The organism is Erwinia sp. PsM31 (assembly GCF_030433775.1).
Lineage (GTDB): Bacteria > Pseudomonadota > Gammaproteobacteria > Enterobacterales > Enterobacteriaceae > Erwinia > Erwinia aeris.
Genome location: NZ_JARUWZ010000002.1, coordinates 222544 through 240561, shown reverse-complemented (window position 1 = coordinate 240561; position 18018 = coordinate 222544). Strand labels below are relative to the sequence as shown.

Sequence of the window (18018 nt, the reverse complement as noted above, 5' to 3'; positions counted from 1 at the left end):
TTACTTTATTTTTGCTGTTCGCTTTCGCCAATGACTTTGTTAATGGCTTCGGTTCCACACCGATCGTCGGACTCGGCGCCGCCGGTTCCCGCCATGCCGATAGCGCCAATCCACTGACCGCGATATTTAATCGGTACGCCGCCGCCCAGCAGCAATAGCTCGTTAACGGTGTTCAGGTTAACGGTATCCGGCGAGGATTGAGCTTTACGGGTAAACTCTTTTGTTGGCGTTTTGGTAGACAGCGCCGTGAAGGCTTTGCGCCAGGCTGCCTGCGTATTATGCGGCCCCACGTTATCATCTCTCATCAGCGAAACCAGGTTTCCGCCACGATCCACGACGGCCACCACGCCCTGGCGATTCATACCGTGACATACGGACAGCGCTTCCGTGGCCAGCTTACTGCTGAGTTCCTGCGTCATGTCATAGACGGCTGCTGGCCCGGTAGCCAGAGCCATGCCTGGCGTCGTAGCGAGCGCAAGGGCAATCATAAAATGTTTCATTTGTGCTCGGCTCCCCCGATACCGCTTAACGGTTTTTTACTGGCAGCGAGAGGCAGGGCAGTGACAAACCTTTTCATGTTAATTCTCCTGTATTAATCACCCTGCTGTTATACCCGCGTGGCTGTCGTCATTACCTGTCAGAAAGATGACCATATTGTCATCTGGCGCACCGCGGCCGCATGGTGCTGGCGCAGGCGTAAGCCCCGGCAGAAGAGAGCGCAGGGTACGCGGACACCGGCAACGCCCGCAGTTTGCCGTTAACTGAAGACGCCGTTTTAACCATTAAAAATGGGTTTGCGCATAATGCGTATATAAGTCAATCAGTTGCAGAATAAAATATCCGCGCTACAGTTGATCTTTCCCGGTTTTGCCCTTATCGCACGCTGAGCGGTGCTGATAAGCCAGATGAACTCACGTTTAAGATGAAACCATCCACCTGAATGGAGAGAACAGATGAAGAAAAAATTGATGCTCACGGCTTTGCTTGCCGCACTAAGCAGCGGCGTCGCGGCCGCTGAAGGCGGATTTAAGGCGGGAGAAAAGGCTCCGCCGCCTGAAAAGGAAGATGCGGCACAGAAAGGCACAGAGGACACGCGCGCCACGAAAGCAAACCTGATCCGTGATTTCAGACAGGGCGGCTACACAACGCTTGAGGGATATATTGTCAAGGAGCAAAGACCGGGCAGCTATCTGTTTCGTGATGCCAGCGACGAGGTTCGGCTACAGGCTTCTGCCGATGCTTTTCTCGGCAAAACCTATCAGGCTGATGACAAGGTTCGCGTCAGCGGTCGCGTTTATGGCAGAGCGGATAACGCCTTTATGAAAGTGACCCGGATCGAAAAACCCTGAACGGCGCAACAGAGCCGGCGACCCTGTTTCTTTATAGCCTCGGCATCATTTTCCTTTATAAAAGCGGGAATGTATCAAGCCAGTTATGACGCCTGCTTTTTGAGCAGGGTGCAGTCATAACGTACGAGGAGCTGCATAACCGGCAGGCACAGGGCATAACGCGCTTTTTCAGGGCTGATCGCCACGCAAGCTTGCTACGCCCTGACGCGGGCGTCTGCTTCTGGCGCAAAACAGAAGCAGCGCGCGGCCGCAGGCGGCTTTCTACTTAAGTTGGGCTTTAACGGCGGCCGTCTTGACGTTTAAGGCATAGCGGGCGTCGGCGTCTTCTACCGCTTTGATGCGGGTAGAGATATCGTTCAGCACGATCCTGGCAGCACTCAGAGCGATCGCGCCGCTCCGGTAGTCCTGCAACAGCTTGTCCAGCTCGACGTCAAGCTGTTGAGCCAGGTCAGGCTGCGCCGCATCAGGCGCTTCGCCTACATAGAACTCATAGATGCGCAGTGCGGAGCGGTCGCCGGCAGGTTCTGTGTCAGCGCCCTGGTCGATCTGATTGTACACGCCAACATGCGGAACGTGCGGGCGAGCTAATCGTCCGGCAGTGAGCGTAAACTCTTTACGGCTGGCAGATTCGCCATGTCCACAAACCACGGTGAGCTTGTTCCCTCTGATGCGGTATTCCAGCTCCAGAAGCGCCGGGGTTGCGCCGACGTTGACGAGTTTGACTTTGTTGGGGTCTTTGGTTTCGTCATAGTCCCGCACGCCTACCTTGATCTCGCCATTGTCGTAGAAGCCCTTAATGGTAGGGTCATTGCCGTCGTCACAGTGCAGTTGCAGCACTACCACGTCACCGTCGTAGTTTACGGCCAGCAGCTCGCCCTTCAGGCGGATGAGCAGTTCGGTGTAGTCCTTCAGGAAGATCGGCTCCGGGAATTTGAACTCGGTGCGAGTGCGCTTCACGGAACCGGTAGTGGCGCCAGTCGTGGGCGCGATCACGTCGAAGTAATCCGCACCGCGTCGGATCAGACCTTTGGCTTCCAGATCGGCCAGCACCGATTCGACAAGCTCAGCGGACTTGAAAGTCCGGGCAGTACTGGCGCCGGGCTTTTTCAAAGGGGTAGTCAGATCCAGTTTGAGCAGGGTATCCAGTGGTTCAGTCATGCTTACTCCGTGTTAACAAAATGCGTGAGGGATAAAAACGCTGTTTCTTATTTGGATAAATGAAATAGGTTAATTAAGCGCTTATCGGAATATAGCACCCTTTCTTCTTTTGCTCTGAGGGCAGGGATGTTTTGAGCGCAATCACCCATCGCTCGCGCCTGGGATCACGCCGTGTAAATTATTTTTTACGGGGGTTAAGCGTCTATCATTCGTCAGGAGGTGACAGTAAAGACTGGTCTTTAATAGAATGGCAGTAGTTAATGCTATTAAATTAATTTATGGTAATGAATTAATCTGGATTAAATACTACTAAGGACTTATAGAATGATCAGAACCCCTACGCTGGCTGTATGTTTGCTGATAACCGCCGGTTGCCTTTCAGCCAGCACTTTTGCTCAGCAACAGTCTTCAGATAATCTTGCCCCTTATCCCAAACCGGAAAAAGGCATCAGCCGACAAATAATACAGCTGCCAGAACGTAAACATGAAGAGTTATATAAAGTGGAACTGATGATTGGTCAGACACTGGAAGTTGACTGTAACCAGCATCTTCTCCTCGGCCAGCTGCACAGCAAGACAGTTGATGGTTGGGGCTATGATTATTATGTCTATGAGGCAGCGAAATCGCCAGACTCCGGCGCAATGCACATCTCGACCAGAATGGCCTGCCCGGCAGGTAAAAAGGAAAAGAAATTTGTGCCCGCCAACCTCGGGGCGGATGGCATGTTGAGGTATAACAGTAAACTTCCCGTCGTGGTTTATACGCCAGAGAATATTGAGGTTAAATATCGTATCTGGAAAGCCGATGATAAAATCAACGCTGCCGAAGTGAGATAATTAACTTACGGGTAAACTCTCTTGCTTGTATCTGACATTATGTGGTGATTAGCTACCACCACCGAAGCAGAGTGAGCCCGTCCTCGTCCTTCAGTTCATTACAACACTGAACCTTGATTTGCAGCACATGACCCTCCGCTTCACCTTCCACGCCAGCACATCAGGTGAGGGCTGGCAACCCGGCCGCGCAAGGGAACCGGAGGGCGCCTTCAGGATGTTGGCGTCTTTGATCTTCAGGAAGAGTAAAACAGTGTTGCACCAGCCGGATAGCTGAAGGAAACAGAGAGAATGTAAATCGCCATTTACAGCAGGAATTTTACTGCTGCTACTGTATTAACAATGAAAATTACCCTATGCAAAAAGGGCCTCATCTCCACACAGACGGGCCCTTTGCTTAATCATCGTTGGGGCTGATAATTACTTAGCCGCGTGCGGTCAGCCAGGCATATTCACTGCCAATCCAGGTGTAACCCTCTGCGTCCTGGCGCAGACGACCGATTCCCGGAAATGCCTGGTGCGCCGCGCCGATCCAGATACCCGTTGACGACGTTTCCTTCAGAGCCCACTCTCGTGAACTCACTGCTTTTTCCGGAATAATGTCCAGATTAATCGTCGCTTCAGCATGAGACAACTGCACTGCTGGTAAGTGAGTGATGTCACCCCAGAACAAAATAGTTTCACCAGCAGATTCAATACGGAAGCCGGAATGCCCTGGCGTGTGACCCGGCAGGCCAATCACTTTCACCAGACCATTTAGCAGGTCGTCTCCATTTTCAAAAGTCTGGAAACGGCCAGCTTTGATATAGGGCGCGGTAGCGTTTTGTGCAACATCGATGAACCAGTGCTGCATTTCCGGAATTTTTGCAGTCGTTGCTGAATCCAGCCAAAATTCAGCATCAGCTTCAGGCACCCAGACAGTTGCGTTTGGATAGGTTGCATTACCATTATCATCAGAAATGCCGCCAACGTGATCCGGATGCAGATGGGTAATCAGAACCGCATCAATGTCTTCAGGAGAATAACCAGAGGCTCTGATGCTACTTTCAAGACGGCCCATGGTCGGCCCGAATTTATTACCTGAGCCCGCGTCAATCAGAACGATTTTTGAACCGGTATCAACGATAAATGCATTAACCGAAGTATCAATTTCACCGGTTACAGGGTGCAACTGACGCTGCAGGGCGGCCTGGCGTTTATCATCAGTAACGCCTGCGAATGCTTCAGGATTAATTGCTACAATGCCGTCATAAACTGCGGTAATAGTGTAATCACCCAGAATACGACGCTGAAATCCAGCCGACTGCTCAAGGGAAGAAAAATCACGCGCAGGTTTTTTAATGATACTCATAATGTCTCTCTTATTTAGGGTCGGAATGATTTCCGTGGTGAGAAATATATCCGCTTGTCCTGAATGTCAGAAGACAGGATTTTGATTATACTAAGTTATTAAATTTAATACCAATCAACCTCTGAATGGGGTTGTGCATATCTTTTTGATTTAATTGGTTTTTTCAGGCGAGGTTGGTTGGTTCCTGCCTGAGGTAAAGCTTAAAAAACATTAGTGCTCTACGAATATTTGTCAAATAAAGGGAAGGGCCGATAAATAATAATGTTTAAGTGGTGATATTACTTTCATATCCCTTACCACATGTCATGTCGTTTATTAACTGGCGTGAATTTTTCATTTTCCTCTTGTATGATTTTTGAAGCGATTTTTCCCACAAGTGCTGAAAGAAGTTAAAAACCTGTAGAATCGTTATGTTTTCATACTCTGAGGTTCTCCTGTTAAATAATGGCTTTTCAAGCGTTGCTTTGGGGCTGCAATCAGTCATAATTTTACAGTCAGGAATTTGCAGGATCTCTGTCATCTGAGAGTATGCGGCGTCAGCCCGAAAAGAGAGTTAATCAGCATGCTGTTATTAGTCATTTTTAAAGTGAGGCAGCACATATTCAGCCAGTTCCTGAAGCACTTCTTCTGCTGGCCGCTGTAATGTTTTTAGGTTAAGTGCAACGTGGTTAACACCCGCTGACTCATGCTTTTTCCACATGGCAATTAACGCATTTCTGCCCGCACGGATCCCACCCCAGTTCTGGCGAACCGGCTCATTTGCATCTTCGGCCAGATCAAAAAAAGTACCATATCCATAGGGCCGGAAATATTCATCCGGACGGTTCTGATGCCATGTATTTACAATTTCAGGTAACTGGTTAAAGCTTCCGCGATGCCATATCCATCCATCGCTATTCGCCGCCAGCCAGTCTATATCCTGCTGTGCACGACCAACAATCAGTGTAGGAATTCTTCCTGCCCGTGGGGAGGGAACAAGATTAAGCATGCCCTTTAATTTGCCGTAATGCTTCGTATCGATATGAGGGAAGCTTTCAGTCGTGACCCGATGTATGAGATTAACAGCCTCTCTGAACCTTTCAGCTCTGTTGTCAAAATCAGCGCCGAACGCCGGATATTCAGCGGGACGATCGCCGCTGGATAGCCCCAGGATTAGCCTGCCATGGCTCAATTGGTCTACTGACACTGCCTGCTTCGCTACAATCAGAGGCTCGCGCAACGGAAGGACTATGCCAGCAGTTCCCAACGCAATATTACGTGTGACAGCGGCAAGAAATCCAAGGTATACCATTGGGTCAAAAACCTGCCCGGTATCGCCGAAAGACGGATCATAGAAAGGAATATCTCGCATCCATAGCGCTGAAAATCCCAGTTTATCTGCCAGTTGAGCCATTTTCTGATGATCTTCCAGCAGCGGAAAGGGTGAGTCAGGATATCCCACAAGAGGCATGATAAAACCAAACGTGAGCTTGCCTGGCTGAAAGACCCGGCTAAACCCGGGATGTGTCTGGAGCTCAGGTTTCAATTTAAGACCGGAGACGTAATGCATTTTCATTTCCTTATCTGACAGGCTTTAAACGGAAGGTTTCCGGAGGCCAGCACCTGTTTCAGGTTTTTGAGTACCGCAGCATAGCGGCAGGAATGGCATTTTAATTCAGCAAATGAAGAGCAAAAATTACTCAAAGAGTACTTCACTTTTTCCTTAAAAATAACAATGCTGACTATGTTAAGGCCTGACAGCTTGTCGTATTAAAGCACAGGAGATCATGCCGTCTCTGACGCATGCCTTACACTACGCTCATGGAATAATCAGGTTTAAAATTCCGTGGATCAGTGAATATGACTGACGCAAGAACAACAATTTCAGGCGGTAATATGCGTTCAAAGATGATTGAATATATTAATATTTTTATGCAAGTCGTTGAGCAAGGGAGCTTCACCAAAGCGGCTGAATTTCTACAATTACATCGCCCTGCGGTGAGCAAAGCCATTCAACATCTTGAAGACGATCTTGGTGTTAAGTTAATCCACCGCACCACTCGAAAACTCAGCGTTACCGCAGAAGGCGAAGAATTCTACCATCGTTCAAAAACTATCCTTTCTGAAGTGAATGACATGATGGCCAGTTTTTCAACGACGCTGCCTCCTCGTGGGCGTCTGAGGCTGGACGTGCCACTTTCATTAGCGCATGCCATCCTGATTCCGCATCTTATAAAGTTCAAAGAAAAATACCCGGATATTGAAGTCGTTTTGCTTTCCTCCGACAAGAAAACGGACCTCATTACCGAAGGGGTGGATTGTGTGGTACGGCTGGGCGAGTTACAGGATTCGAGCTTTATCTCGAAACGACTCGGAGAGATCCGCATGGTGACCTGTGCTTCTCCGGCTTACCTTGAGGCCCATGGCAACCCTGAGTCATTAGACGATCTGCAAAACCATAAGGCAGTAAATTTCTTCAGTGACCATAGCCGTGAGGTTATGGAGTGGAAATTCATCGATAAAAATATCGTCGTTTCGCAACGTTCTGCCAGCAGTATGCTTGTAGACAACTCAGACATATTACTGAGCTGTGGCCTGTCCGGCCTGGGTATCATTCAGGCGACTTATCCTGCGCTTAAACCTCATATCGATGCGGGTGAGTTGGTCGAAATACTGACTCAGTATCCACCCGTCTCCAAGCCTGTCTCAGTCATGTATCCGGACAGGGAATATCTCTCTCCGAAGGTCAGGGTCTTCATCGATTGGTTCAGCGAACTGTTTTCTCAACAGGCCAGGTCAATGGTTGATTGTTACTGATTGGATAATACTGAAGTTCCTGAATACCTATTTTTATACGTTTTATAAGCGCGTAAATTATCGGCAGATGAAACGGGCGTGCTTTACCACACACGCCTGAAGCCGCCCCCCACTCACGAGGCCTGATTATGTCAAAAGTAGTAACGTTTAACCGTACAGGTGGACCGGAAGTTTTGGAAGTTGTCGATGTTCAGGTTCCGGCTCCGTCAGCCAATGAAGTCCAGATCCGCGTTAAGGCTATTGGCCTGAACCGGGCTGAGATCATGTATCGCAATGGTCAGTATGTTATCGAACCCGTGTTTCCAGCACGACTCGGTTATGAAGCAGCTGGTACCGTTGAGGCCGTAGGTGAAAATGTGAAAGACTTTGCCAAAGGCGATCCTGTCAGCGTGATCCCATCCTTTATGTTTAACGAATACGGTATGTATGGCGAGATCGTGAATGCGCCTGTTCATGCGGTTGTTAAGCACCCAGAAAATTTGTCATTTGAACAAGCCGCTGCAAGCTGGATGATGTATGTCACAGCGTTTGGCGCGCTGGTAGAATATGGCAACCTTCAGGCTGGTCAAAACGTGATCATTCGTGCTGCTTCCAGCAGCGTTGGCCTTGCAGCCATTCAGATTGCCAATATGTTGGGCGCTAAACCCATTGCACTGACCCGCACCAGCGAAAAACGCGATCTGCTTCTTAAGGCGGGCGCTGCAGCCGTCATTGCGACGGCTGAACAGGATATGGTCGCGGAGATTAATCGTGAGACAAATAACGTTGGTGCTCACATCGTCTTCGACCCCGTTGGTGGCCCGGACGTCGCTAAGCTGACCCAGGTGATGGCACCATTGGGGATGTTCTTCCAGTATGGCGCACTTGATAGCCGTGACATGCTTGTACCTGTTTTCGATATTCTGGGCAAACATCTCACCCTCCGTGGTTACGAACTCTTTGAGATCACCACAAACCCTGAAAAAATGGCTCGTGCTAAAGCATTTGTCACTGAAGGTTTGCGCTCAGGCAAACTTAAACCTGTCATCGATAAAACTTTTACTCTTGAAGATATTGCCGATGCACAGCGTTATATGGAAGCAAATGGTCAGGTAGGCAAAATTGTAGTAACTGTTAATTAATTTCCTCCACCCTGCATAAAAAAGAAGCGTATTATAACAAGTAAAGCAAGCGATAAATTGCCCGGAGACAGAAGGTCTCACGGGCTTTTTTTTAATATTAAAATCGATCAAAATTCGCGCCCGAAATCATTCAAATCAACACCAGGATATAAATAACACAATCCGTAAGAATTTTAAAAGCCTATAAATACCGTTATCTTCATTCATTGTTTCTGAAACCCATAACTATGAATTTCTTTTTTACTTGTTTATCTCATATGCATTACCTCATAAAATTATAACAACAAAAATAATTGAGGTAATACCATGAAACTCCGTAATTCAGTACTTGTATCACTGCTGGTCTCATCTGCATTTGCTACTGCTAATGCAGCAGAAAACATTAAAACTTCACCTGCTGGTCATGTATCTGCGTGGGGTACCACCCTTGATGAAATGACTGGCGCCCTTGAAACGGCAGCGACGAAAGCAGGCGCTAAGGATCTTAAAGTCACTTCTGCATACGGCGGAAATCGTTATTATGGAACGGCGATAATTTACAAATAGCATCTCCGGCCCGGCACAACTGCCGGGCTTTTTAATAATGTAAGCGCTTTACATAATTCCGCTATATTTAGCTGGGCGAAAGTTAATGCTCCTTAACCTGCTCTTGGCAGAGTACGGGTATTTTATTAAAGTTTTATTTTATTAATCCCTCAGTAAACCACCGCAATGACTTTTTGGCAGGACTGGTTTCCCCTGGCACGGACTTTCTGAATATCTGATGATTTATCCGCAGGATAAAAGGCTGGTAAGGGAATACCCTCAGTTGTCAATCAAAAGCAACTGACATTGCCAGGTAAAAATTAACAGGCAAAGGGACGAGTAATGGATATAAAGTCGCGCGCAGAGGGATCAGGACTGAGTAGTACAGAGGGAGTCTTTGCGACTCCCTGTTAAAATTTATTGTAAGCCCCGGAGCTTCAGTGCATCCAGGTCGCTTTTGATTTCTTCAGTACAGTGATGTGCATTAGCGCGGTTCCTCAGCTCTGTTGGCGTCATACCAAATGCCGAACGTATAACACGAGACATAGCCTGCTGACTGGTATATCCATAGTCACAGGCAATATCCATTAAGCGCCCAGCGGTATACATAATAGCCTCAGCGGCCCGGACCAAACGACGGATCCTGACATGCTCTGATATAGAGCGTCCTGTTATCTCTTTAAACTGACGCTGAAAATGCCAGCGGGTGTAGCCCGAGCGATCGGCCAGCTGAACTATATGAAGGTCATTATCAAGATTGGCTTCAATCCAGTTCAGCGTATCGCAGACAACACCGCGCATTATGGCAGAGGAACGAAGGGAGTGAGGATTGGCGGTGGGCTTTAAGCCCTCTCTGCCACCCGTGGTACAAAATGCGTCAGGGTCACAATACAGAAGGTCAGAACCTATGCAGGATGAGTAGTTAACAGAATGAGCTGCAGTATGTAAGGACATTTAATCACCGTCTGAAATTAGCAGTAAATCAGGTTTACCTGCCACTGTGCCTTTCTGAGCAACGGGCAGTTTGATTTTTATTCTATTGATTCAGGCGGGACAGAAATATGCCTTTAAAGGAACCACTTTATTATCATTCTGGTACCAATAAACGCCAGGGCAGGCGTACAGGTTTTCCGCCCCGGCGACAGACTTTAACTGATGCTTACATGGATCACACCACGGATCATGATGCCAATCAGTGCGCCTGGCAAGGCGTAGCGGAATAACCGCACAAACCGGCTGGCAATCCCCAGGAAAATACCGATACCCGGTAAATCAAATGTCTGGATAAGAAATCCGGCAGAAGCATTAATTTGCTGTGTGGTCATCAGCCCCTTATGGATAATGTCAGTCATTACACCGTAATACGCCGTTCCGCCAGCAAGGAATTTCGTTAGCACAGGCATAACATAAATGTCAGATATGTTGAAAAGTGCCAGTACCGGCGCTACCAGCGTAGTTAACCCTTCAATAGCACCACTTGCTTTCAGTATGCCGACGACAGTCAAAGACAGAATAAGCATAGGTACAGAGCCCAGTGCCAATCTGATAGCATCTGATCCTGCGCTGTTAATCACGCCAATCAAACCCTGAGATGATTTTCTATGCTGAGTTTCAGCATCTTCACGTTTCACCTCCTTATCTGATAGCCTGCGGGCAGTCAGATGCCAGGTAAAGGCAGCAGCAGCAAGGCCCCCGACTACCGAAATAATCAGTGCTTGACCCCAGTGTAATCCTGCCGGGATAAGAGGATAAAATACGTTGCCCTGTCCCATAGCAAAAAGCATAGCCAGCGTGGCAGCAAGATGCCTGTCGGAAGTACCGCGTTTTTCCATGATAGCCAGGGCGGCCAGAGGGGCAGCGAAACTCACAAAGTTAAGCTGAATAAGCGCAAAGATTGCCAGCCCTGTTACACCAAATGGCTTAAGTATGGGAGTCATCAGGCGAACAATTGCGTCCAGTACTCCCTTCTGCTCCAGATACTTCATGATGATAAGCATCACCACCATGACAGGTATTAACGTATATAAAGCGACGTCAACGGAAGTTCTTCCCGCTGACATGATGATTCCGATGATGTCCATAACTGGCTCCGATAAAATAATAAAGGAACCTTAACTCAACTTACAGTGATGCATATTTCATAGTGTGCTGCGCTTTTAAAAACACCTCGATATTTTTACGTAAAATAATTATCTGGTGATTTTTATTATTAAAGGCAGGGGACTTGTCTTTTATTCATTTGTTAATAATCCCCTGAACCGATCAATGAGTAAAGAGATGAGCATTCAGAGCCTTTATCCGGCTAATAACTCTGTTAAACGCGGATGGTTCAAAAGGAGGTTGTTCTGCGTGAAGTGAATGCCCTCAGGCATGCTCCAGGCCTCCCCGTATGGAAACCAACGATAGCCTGCTTTTCGAAAGCATAATTTCAGCTTGTCATAATACTGGTTCCGGGCTCCACCTCGTGCAGGAAGCACTTTAGCTCACGTCAAAGACTACCTGATATCAACAGGCGTGAAACTTGCGCTTGTTCCTGAATCAACCCGGCCCCTCACTTCCCGCTGCCAATAGCGGCACCAGCACGTCGCTGATGGGCGTAGGAATACCATGGGTGCGGCCATAGCGCATTATCACGCCGTTGCGGATTTCCCATTCCAGCGGGCGGTTAGCCTGTCGGTCCGCAAGGATTGAGGTGCCTAAATCCGCAGGAGCATGATGAAAACCGTCCACAATTTCCTGGGGAACGCTGTCGTTCAGAATAGCTCCTTCCGCGCGAGCTACCTTCAGACATTCACGCAGATAAGCCAGCGCCAGCTCGGTGATATCTCTGCGCGAGAACATCCCGGCACGACGATTAGCAAGCACCATCAGACCGGCTACCGCGTTCTGTAGCAGCTTACGCCAGGCGATGGAAATAAAATCGCTCGACAGATCAACGACGCAGCGGGTTGCGCTCAGGCTGGCCGCTACTTTTTTTGCCTGCGGGCTATCCGGCAGCGTCAGGCGCGGTTTGGCTCGCAGCCAGACGGAGAAATCCGGTTCTCGCTGGGCCGGGAACCATACTACCGCAGGCACTACGGTGGCACCGTTGACCCAAGGCTCCAGAAGGGTTTTCTGTTCCACGCCGTTTTGCAATGCGCACACCACCGTGTTTTCATCACAGAGTGCGGCCAGCCAGTCCGCACAGTCGGCTACCTGGGTAGTTTTTACCGCCACGAACACCAAATCGAACGGCTGATGGACGGAGGCGCTATCAGTTAATACCGGCCCCGGTACGACAGTTTCTCTTTCATCATCACGAAGAATTAATTGCGCATGCGCGCTGCGCCCGCAAAGCACTGGCGTGCGGTTTGCCTCATGTAGTACCGCTGCGAGGGTCGTACCGATAGCGCCAGGGCCAAGCAGGGCAATGCCAGGACGGTCAGCCATTTTATCTTCTCCCTTGTTCGTCAACGATCGGCGCGCCGATTACCATCGCTACGCACGCCAGGGTTTTCTCAGCATACGCGCTTTGTCGGAAAATGGATCGCCCGAGCCAGCGCCAAACCAATAAAAGCCCGTTAAACAACACGGGCGCTTATTATCAGGCGGCGCTGTTATAGCTGGTGGAGGGGAGCAGGGTTTTACTTCCTTTTAGCGTAAACAGGGAAAGGACGGTAAAGCTTAAGGTGATTACCCCATGACTTAACCGTTATGGTTGAGTACGCAATATGAGCAGTCGCGATAAACTAAGCTTTATTTGAAATAACTTACCTGTGACTTCAATTCGGGGTGGCCGAATATTATTTCAGTCGGCAAGATTATTATCACATAGTATATCCTGGGCATTTAGTACGGTCTCCCGCTTATCGTTTAGCCTGGTTGCAGCATAAATATCGATGTTCAGTTTCTGCGATTCATAGTCTGTTAGCGCCCGGTAGCAAAGCCCTTCCTGATTAAAGGTGCATTTGGACTGCGGCATCAGAGCAAACCCTTTTCCCCTTGCGATGTGAGTGAGCATAACGAGTGAATCGTCCGGCTCTTTCACTCTTTTTAATGGAGTTTTCAGTAGATCAAAATAACTTTCACATTTGTCGTAAAATGATGGGTTCGCGCTTCTTGCAAACCAGAAGAGCGGTAAATCACTGACGTCTTCGAGTGATACTTTTTGTTTCATACTGGCTGGGTGCATGGCTGGCATAGCTATCAGCAGGGGTTCACGGCAAACCCAGAGATACTGGACGGTATCTTCATGACCGATACCTTTTTCGCCCGTAAGCACGAGGTCAAGCGTATTTTTCGACAGGCACTGAAGCAGCTGCGCAGATGTCAGATTAGGCGTTTCAACGTCGTCTTTAGCATGCAGTTTAATAAGCTGCTTGCTGACGGGATCAATTAATTCAAAATTGAGCGTTCGGGTAAGGCCAATGCGCAGGCTTTCCTTCGAAGAAGGTGAATGTGTTTTCAGTTCATTAAGTTCCTGAAGGATCCTTTCTGCTTTTATTACCAATGCACGGCCAGCTTCCGTCAGGCTGACATCATGTGTACTGCGGCTGAATAGCTGCCTGTCCAGTACAGCTTCAAGGCGCTTAATCTGTCGGGTTAACGGCGGCTGGGTCATTTTGAGCCGTTCGGCAGCCCTGCGAAAGTTCAGCTCATGAGCAACAGCAAGAAAGCACTGGAGCTGTTTAACGCTGGGGAGGTTGTTGTTGATTAGGTGTCCTGCAGTGGCCATAGATTCCATCCTGTCAGTCAAAAAATTATTCTACACCCTTTTGATACAGCCAGATATAAAACGAAATTCATATCACAAAAACGCGCCTTACAGCAATACAAAAATTATATTACACATTTAACAATTCCATTTGTGTCAAAGGCTGTTAGATTCCTCTCTAAATTAATCAAAATCATCAGGGAGATAAGAATGTCATCTAACTATGTGCTGGTGTCGCGCTTCCCGTTAAAAAATAATATTTATGCTGATTTTTTTCTCATCATTAAAAAGCACTAAAAGTACGCGCTATTTTCTTTGTGAAGAGCAGGGTGTGAATGAACTATTGGAACTCCGTTCGTTTAACGATATTAAAGAAATATCATGGACAGAAGAAGAAATGGAGTCAATGTTTTATCGCTTTGCTGACGTTCTTTCTGCAGATATTCGTAGGGAGCTTCTCAAGTTTGTTGAATCTCCTTTCGATAATAAAAAAGACCTCCCCGAAACAAAATATATTCAGCTGCGCCATGTTGAAGTTCCTGCGCATAATTATCAAAAATATCGGCAGTGGCGTGATGAAACCATTTTTAATGTCGTAAGGGATAATAAAGATAATTTACGTATCATTTTTCAATATCGCTATTGGTGTCGGAGCGTCTGCCAGTGCCTGGATGGTATCCGCTTTTTCAATCCAGCTACTTTGTATCGTAGCAGGTGCAGCTATCGGGCTTTCTGTTTTGCTCGTAGCCGCAATCCCAACGCGCGCTACGTCAGCACTAACCATCATGGAGAAACCTTATGAGTCAAATAAGTAATCTGACACATTATGGCAGAGATATTATGAACCGCCTTGAGCCCGGTCTTGCCGATAAAGTCACCGGACGACTGAATGAACTTGACGCCACCTTACCGGCTTTGATCACCGATTACGCTTTTGGCGCTGTGGTTGGCCGCCCCGGTCTGGAACTTAGAACAAGGGAAATGCTGACCGTTGCATCGCTTGTGACGCTGGGTAACGCTATGCCGCAGCTTGAGTTACACATGAGAGCCGCGCTTAACACTGGCGTCAGCCCTGAAGAGCTACTTGAAATTGTGATACAGATGGCCGTCTATGCCGGCGTACCGGCCTGTATGAATGGTTTGACGGCCTACCGCGCTGCTATGGCGGCGACAGGCCATACTTTGCCCGGCCTGAAAGAGGAAAACTCATAAGCGAAGTAGTCATTGTTTCTGCAAAACGCACGGCAACGGGCACGTTCCTGGGCTCCCTGTCGGATCATTCCGCCGCCGAGCCTGGAAGCCGCATCATTCGTGCGCTTCTTGAAGACCTGGACGTGAAAATTGGTGAAATTTCTCAGGTCATTATGGGGCAGGCCCTGACGGCTGGCTGCGGCCAGAATCCAGCACGTCAGGCCGCACTGAATGCCGGACTGCCTGTTACAACGCAATGCCTGACCATTAATAAAGAAGGTCTGTGGATCTACTGCTACGGCAAGAGGACTGCCGGTTCTGGCCTCACAGGGCGTGTTTGCTAACTCAGAAATTAAAACGGCATTTATGGTGGTGAAGGCATAGCGCTGAGCGTTTATCGCTAAAAATATCAGCTCTACAGCAGCTGCGCTGGTTAAGAACAAAAAACCGGCATGATCCGGTTTTTTGATTATAAGGGCTGATTTCAGGCGTTAACGCCTTTCATGCCTTCCTCTGAATACCGTTCGCCTTTGATCTCAATACGCTGGTGAATATTGTTCAGCAAGGCAATATCTGAGTTGTCCAGAACGATGTCGGCCGCGAGCGCATTTTCGCTCAGATAATTGATGTGCCTGGTACCGGGAATCGGTACCAGCTTATCGTACTGCGCGAGCAGCCAGGCTAGCGCAATCTGACCTGTGGTGCAGCTGTATTTTTCAGCAAGCGGCTGCATAACGTCAAGAAGCTGGGCGTTATGATCGAGGCTGGACTGAATAAATCGCGCATTATTTTTACGGAAATCACCTTCCGCAAAATCGCTGTTTTTACGGTATTTCCCGGTCAGAAAGCCTCTGCCCAGCGGAGAATAAGGAACCAGACCAATACCCAGCTCTTTCACTGTCGGGAGAATTTCATCTTCAATATCGCGTGTCCACAATGAATATTCCGTCTGCAGGGCTGTGAGAGGATGTACAGCATGGGCGCGGCGCAGGGTTAAAGCGGAAACCTCGCAGAGTCCAATATGGTTGATCTTACCTTCTTTGACGAGACGGCTCAGGCATTCCATGCTCTCTTCAACAGGTGTAGCCTGACTGACCCTGTGAAGATAAAACAGATCGATCCGCTCAATGCCAAGTCTTTTAAGGGATTCATTACAGCAGCGGGTAATATAATTGGGTTGATTGTTAATGGTGCGGGCATAAGATTCGTCAGGGGAGCGATCGATCCCGCACTTTGTGGCAATTTTAAACTGCTGGCGTGTGGCCTTATCGAGCCCGGCAAGAAAGTGACCAATAAGTCGTTCATTGTGGCCTCGCCCGTACAGGTTAGCGGTATCAATTAACGTAATATTCAGGTCAATAAGGTTATAGAGCAGCTGTAGAGAAGCCTTGTCATCTGTCTGACCATAAAATTCGCTCAGGCCCATGGCCCCATAGCCGACAGCGCTGACTGTAAAATCCTGGGATAAATTTCGGGTATACATAATCTCTCCTTTTTCTGAATTTTTTAATTGTTCCACCTTGATTGCGGTTAATGAATTGTTATTTTGGTTATACAAAAAAAGTATCAGGTCAGAAGAACCACATGGCGGGTTAGCCACTGCAGTTAAATTCTCATAATCTGATTCTGTCTTTATTCGGATCGACAAGTTAAAAGCCCGTTAAACAACACGGGCGTTTATTATCAGGCAGCGCTGTTATAGCTGGTGGAGGGGAGCAGGGTTTTACTTCCTTTCAGCGTAAACAGGGAAAGGACGGTAAAGCTTAAGGTGAGACAGCCCAGCACAAGGTAAGCCTGATGGAAACCAACGGTGTCATACATCCGGCCTACCCATGCCGACAGCACCACGCCCGAGAGCTGTTTCGATAAATTAAAGCCTATCAGGAACAACGTTGCCGAAAGCTTTGGGTTAAATGCGGAGGAAATATATTTAAAAGTGCCCACCAGCAGGAACGGCAGTTCAAACATATGCAGCATTTTTAAGATAACAACTTCCACGGCCGATGAAGCAAAAGACGATCCCAGAATACGTGCCGACATAATAACGCCTGCGATCAGCAGGGCATTCTTCGCGCCAATGCGGTTCACAATGGCGGGGGCGAAGAACATAATCAAGGCGTTGAGCAATTCTCCACCGGTAGTCACGAAGCCAAACACTTCGGTGCCGCGTTGTGGGCTGGAGAAAAAGCCTTTGAAAAAATTGGCGAACTGCTGGTCGAAAACGTCATAGACGCTGGCGACGCCAACCACGTAAACAATAAAACCCCAGAAGCGCGGCATCCGCAGCAGCTCGGCGGCGGTGCGCAGCGAGAAGGCCTGGCGGTTGGCGCCCAGTGCCTCGATAACCCGCTCGCTGTTACTGCCTTCCGGGCGTGACACCCAGAGCAGTACGCCAAGCACCAGGGCAAAACCGGAGGCGATCCAGAAAGTAATATTAGGATCTATGCCAAAAAGAATGCCGGTGATGGAGGCACACAGCGCCCAGCCGATACAGCCGGAAACGCGAACTTTGCCGTACTCGAAACGGTTAGCGCGGCTGACGCGTTCAATATAGGCTTCTACCGCCCCGGAGCCACTGGAGAAAACGGCCCCCAAATAGATACCGCCAGCCAGCGCGCCGACGAAAATATTCATTTGCAGCAGAGGCGACAAAACAAAAATAAAGAAGGGCGCAAACAACACCAGTAAGACCGTGATTGTCCACAACAGGTGTTTACGTAACCCCAGCTTATCGGAAATCAGCCCAAATACCGGTTGGAAGACAATCGAAAACAGTGAAATAGAGGAAAAAACAATCCCCGTTTCTGTTTTGGTCAGATGGTTAACTTCCGCCAGCCAGACCGGAAAAAACGGGAAATACGCGGACATAATGAAATAGTAAAAGAAAAAGAACAGCATAAAGTAAATAAAATTATGACGTTCTCTTGGGGCGAGTGCAGAGAGTTTCATGGCGACTTTTCCATCTGGTTATGCCGATAAGCCGGGGGCCTGCGCCCCCGA

Annotated in this window: 17 protein-coding genes and 1 pseudogene; 8 read left to right on the top strand and 10 right to left on the bottom strand. The window is 48.4% G+C overall.

Annotated elements, in window-relative coordinates; translation table 11 throughout:
• Positions 1-5: 5 nt before the first annotated feature.
• Positions 6-500 (bottom strand): GlcG/HbpS family heme-binding protein, encoded by a 495-nt coding sequence (locus QCD69_RS02640; protein WP_253454310.1) that lies wholly within the window; start codon positions 498-500, stop codon positions 6-8.
• A gap of 453 nt (positions 501-953) precedes the next feature.
• Between QCD69_RS02640 and QCD69_RS02635 the strand changes: the two genes are divergently transcribed.
• Positions 954-1349 carry a YgiW/YdeI family stress tolerance OB fold protein gene (locus tag QCD69_RS02635; protein ID WP_301250928.1) on the top strand — a complete coding sequence of 132 codons (396 nt, stop codon included), beginning with the start codon at positions 954-956 and terminating at the stop codon, positions 1347-1349.
• A 261-nt stretch (positions 1350-1610) separates the two neighbouring features.
• Here QCD69_RS02635 and QCD69_RS02630 read toward each other — a convergent pair whose 3' ends face one another.
• Complete coding sequence (locus QCD69_RS02630; RefSeq protein ID WP_301250926.1) at positions 1611-2507, bottom strand: polysaccharide lyase family 7 protein; 897 nt, start codon at positions 2505-2507, stop codon at positions 1611-1613.
• Positions 2508-2831: 324 nt separating this feature from the next.
• On the opposite strand from QCD69_RS02630, the gene eco reads away from it, so the two are divergent.
• A complete protein-coding gene (eco, locus tag QCD69_RS02625; protein ID WP_301250925.1) occupies positions 2832-3344 on the top strand; it encodes a serine protease inhibitor ecotin in 513 nt (170 codons plus the stop codon).
• A 421-nt stretch (positions 3345-3765) separates the two neighbouring features.
• On the opposite strand, the gene QCD69_RS02620 is transcribed toward eco, so the two are convergent.
• Together QCD69_RS02620 and QCD69_RS02615 are read right to left on the bottom strand one after the other, a co-directional pair.
• Positions 3766-4692, bottom strand: coding sequence for an MBL fold metallo-hydrolase (locus QCD69_RS02620; protein ID WP_301250923.1), 927 nt, complete (start codon positions 4690-4692; stop codon positions 3766-3768).
• A gap of 571 nt (positions 4693-5263) precedes the next feature.
• Positions 5264-6241 carry an LLM class oxidoreductase gene (locus tag QCD69_RS02615; protein WP_301250921.1) on the bottom strand — a complete coding sequence of 326 codons (978 nt, stop codon included), beginning with the start codon at positions 6239-6241 and terminating at the stop codon, positions 5264-5266.
• A 326-nt stretch (positions 6242-6567) separates the two neighbouring features.
• Here QCD69_RS02615 and QCD69_RS02610 point away from each other — a divergent pair, with 326 nt between their 5' ends.
• The 3 genes from QCD69_RS02610 to QCD69_RS02600 all read left to right on the top strand — a co-directional run bounded on the left by QCD69_RS02610 (position 6568) and on the right by QCD69_RS02600 (position 9155).
• The gene (locus QCD69_RS02610) at positions 6568-7488 is read left to right on the top strand and encodes a LysR family transcriptional regulator (RefSeq protein WP_301250972.1); all 921 of its coding nucleotides are present in this window, start codon (positions 6568-6570) and stop codon (positions 7486-7488) included.
• 128 nt (positions 7489-7616) lie between these two features.
• The gene (locus QCD69_RS02605; protein WP_301250919.1) at positions 7617-8609 is read left to right on the top strand and encodes a zinc-dependent alcohol dehydrogenase family protein; all 993 of its coding nucleotides are present in this window, start codon (positions 7617-7619) and stop codon (positions 8607-8609) included.
• Between the two features lie 306 nt (positions 8610-8915).
• Positions 8916-9155, top strand: a complete 240-nt coding sequence (locus tag QCD69_RS02600) for a YdgH/BhsA/McbA-like domain containing protein (protein ID WP_301250917.1) — start codon at positions 8916-8918, stop codon at positions 9153-9155.
• A 396-nt stretch (positions 9156-9551) separates the two neighbouring features.
• Here QCD69_RS02600 and QCD69_RS02595 read toward each other — a convergent pair whose 3' ends face one another.
• The 4 genes from QCD69_RS02595 to QCD69_RS02580 all read right to left on the bottom strand — a co-directional run bounded on the left by QCD69_RS02595 (position 9552) and on the right by QCD69_RS02580 (position 13848).
• Positions 9552-10088, bottom strand: coding sequence for a helix-turn-helix domain-containing protein (locus QCD69_RS02595; protein ID WP_301250915.1), 537 nt, complete (start codon positions 10086-10088; stop codon positions 9552-9554).
• Between the two features lie 194 nt (positions 10089-10282).
• On the bottom strand, positions 10283-11215 hold the full coding sequence (locus QCD69_RS02590; RefSeq protein WP_301250914.1) for a nucleoside recognition domain-containing protein: 933 nt from the start codon (positions 11213-11215) through the stop codon (positions 10283-10285).
• Between the two features lie 457 nt (positions 11216-11672).
• Positions 11673-12563 (bottom strand): oxidoreductase, encoded by an 891-nt coding sequence (locus QCD69_RS02585; RefSeq protein WP_301250912.1) that lies wholly within the window; start codon positions 12561-12563, stop codon positions 11673-11675.
• Between the two features lie 358 nt (positions 12564-12921).
• Complete coding sequence (locus QCD69_RS02580; RefSeq protein ID WP_301250911.1) at positions 12922-13848, bottom strand: LysR family transcriptional regulator; 927 nt, start codon at positions 13846-13848, stop codon at positions 12922-12924.
• 241 nt (positions 13849-14089) lie between these two features.
• Here QCD69_RS02580 and QCD69_RS22950 point away from each other — a divergent pair, with 241 nt between their 5' ends.
• The 3 genes and pseudogenes from QCD69_RS22950 to QCD69_RS22945 form a co-directional block, all read left to right on the top strand.
• Positions 14090-14629 carry a hypothetical protein gene (locus tag QCD69_RS22950; RefSeq protein WP_441004972.1) on the top strand — a complete coding sequence of 180 codons (540 nt, stop codon included), beginning with the start codon at positions 14090-14092 and terminating at the stop codon, positions 14627-14629.
• Positions 14626-15039 carry a carboxymuconolactone decarboxylase family protein gene (locus QCD69_RS02570; RefSeq protein WP_253454298.1) on the top strand — a complete coding sequence of 138 codons (414 nt, stop codon included), beginning with the start codon at positions 14626-14628 and terminating at the stop codon, positions 15037-15039. The genes QCD69_RS22950 and QCD69_RS02570 overlap by 4 nt, the downstream gene beginning before the upstream one ends.
• Positions 15036-15293, top strand: a pseudogene (locus tag QCD69_RS22945) (acetyl-CoA C-acetyltransferase); the annotation flags it as partial. The gene QCD69_RS02570 and the pseudogene QCD69_RS22945, both read left to right, overlap by 4 nt.
• 209 nt (positions 15294-15502) lie before the next feature.
• On the opposite strand, the gene QCD69_RS02560 reads toward QCD69_RS22945, so the two are convergent.
• Both QCD69_RS02560 and QCD69_RS02555 read right to left on the bottom strand, forming a co-directional pair.
• The gene (locus QCD69_RS02560) at positions 15503-16501 is read right to left on the bottom strand and encodes an aldo/keto reductase (protein ID WP_301250969.1); all 999 of its coding nucleotides are present in this window, start codon (positions 16499-16501) and stop codon (positions 15503-15505) included.
• 200 nt (positions 16502-16701) lie between these two features.
• Entirely contained in the window at positions 16702-17967 is a 1266-nt protein-coding gene (locus tag QCD69_RS02555; RefSeq protein ID WP_253454295.1) for an MFS transporter, read from the bottom strand.
• Positions 17968-18018: the final 51 nt, after the last annotated feature.

Bases quoted from the DNA above. Each gene is read 5' to 3' on its own strand.
- eco (WP_301250925.1), top strand. From the start codon at position 2,832: ATGATCAGAACCCCTACGCTGGCTGTATGTTTGCTGATAACCGCCGGT.
- QCD69_RS02600 (WP_301250917.1), top strand. From the start codon at position 8,916: ATGAAACTCCGTAATTCAGTACTTGTATCACTGCTGGTCTCATCTGCA.
- QCD69_RS02555 (WP_253454295.1), bottom strand. From the start codon at position 17,967: ATGAAACTCTCTGCACTCGCCCCAAGAGAACGTCATAATTTTATTTAC.
- QCD69_RS02585 (WP_301250912.1), bottom strand. From the start codon at position 12,563: ATGGCTGACCGTCCTGGCATTGCCCTGCTTGGCCCTGGCGCTATCGGT.
- QCD69_RS02635 (WP_301250928.1), top strand. From the start codon at position 954: ATGAAGAAAAAATTGATGCTCACGGCTTTGCTTGCCGCACTAAGCAGC.
- QCD69_RS02580 (WP_301250911.1), bottom strand. From the start codon at position 13,848: ATGGCCACTGCAGGACACCTAATCAACAACAACCTCCCCAGCGTTAAA.
- QCD69_RS02590 (WP_301250914.1), bottom strand. From the start codon at position 11,215: ATGGACATCATCGGAATCATCATGTCAGCGGGAAGAACTTCCGTTGAC.
- QCD69_RS02610 (WP_301250972.1), top strand. From the start codon at position 6,568: ATGCGTTCAAAGATGATTGAATATATTAATATTTTTATGCAAGTCGTT.
- QCD69_RS02595 (WP_301250915.1), bottom strand. From the start codon at position 10,088: ATGTCCTTACATACTGCAGCTCATTCTGTTAACTACTCATCCTGCATA.
- QCD69_RS02605 (WP_301250919.1), top strand. From the start codon at position 7,617: ATGTCAAAAGTAGTAACGTTTAACCGTACAGGTGGACCGGAAGTTTTG.
- QCD69_RS02620 (WP_301250923.1), bottom strand. From the start codon at position 4,692: ATGAGTATCATTAAAAAACCTGCGCGTGATTTTTCTTCCCTTGAGCAG.
- QCD69_RS22950 (WP_441004972.1), top strand. From the start codon at position 14,090: ATGCTGATTTTTTTCTCATCATTAAAAAGCACTAAAAGTACGCGCTAT.
- QCD69_RS02560 (WP_301250969.1), bottom strand. From the start codon at position 16,501: ATGTATACCCGAAATTTATCCCAGGATTTTACAGTCAGCGCTGTCGGC.
- QCD69_RS02640 (WP_253454310.1), bottom strand. From the start codon at position 500: ATGAAACATTTTATGATTGCCCTTGCGCTCGCTACGACGCCAGGCATG.
- QCD69_RS02570 (WP_253454298.1), top strand. From the start codon at position 14,626: ATGAGTCAAATAAGTAATCTGACACATTATGGCAGAGATATTATGAAC.
- QCD69_RS02615 (WP_301250921.1), bottom strand. From the start codon at position 6,241: ATGCATTACGTCTCCGGTCTTAAATTGAAACCTGAGCTCCAGACACAT.
- QCD69_RS02630 (WP_301250926.1), bottom strand. From the start codon at position 2,507: ATGACTGAACCACTGGATACCCTGCTCAAACTGGATCTGACTACCCCT.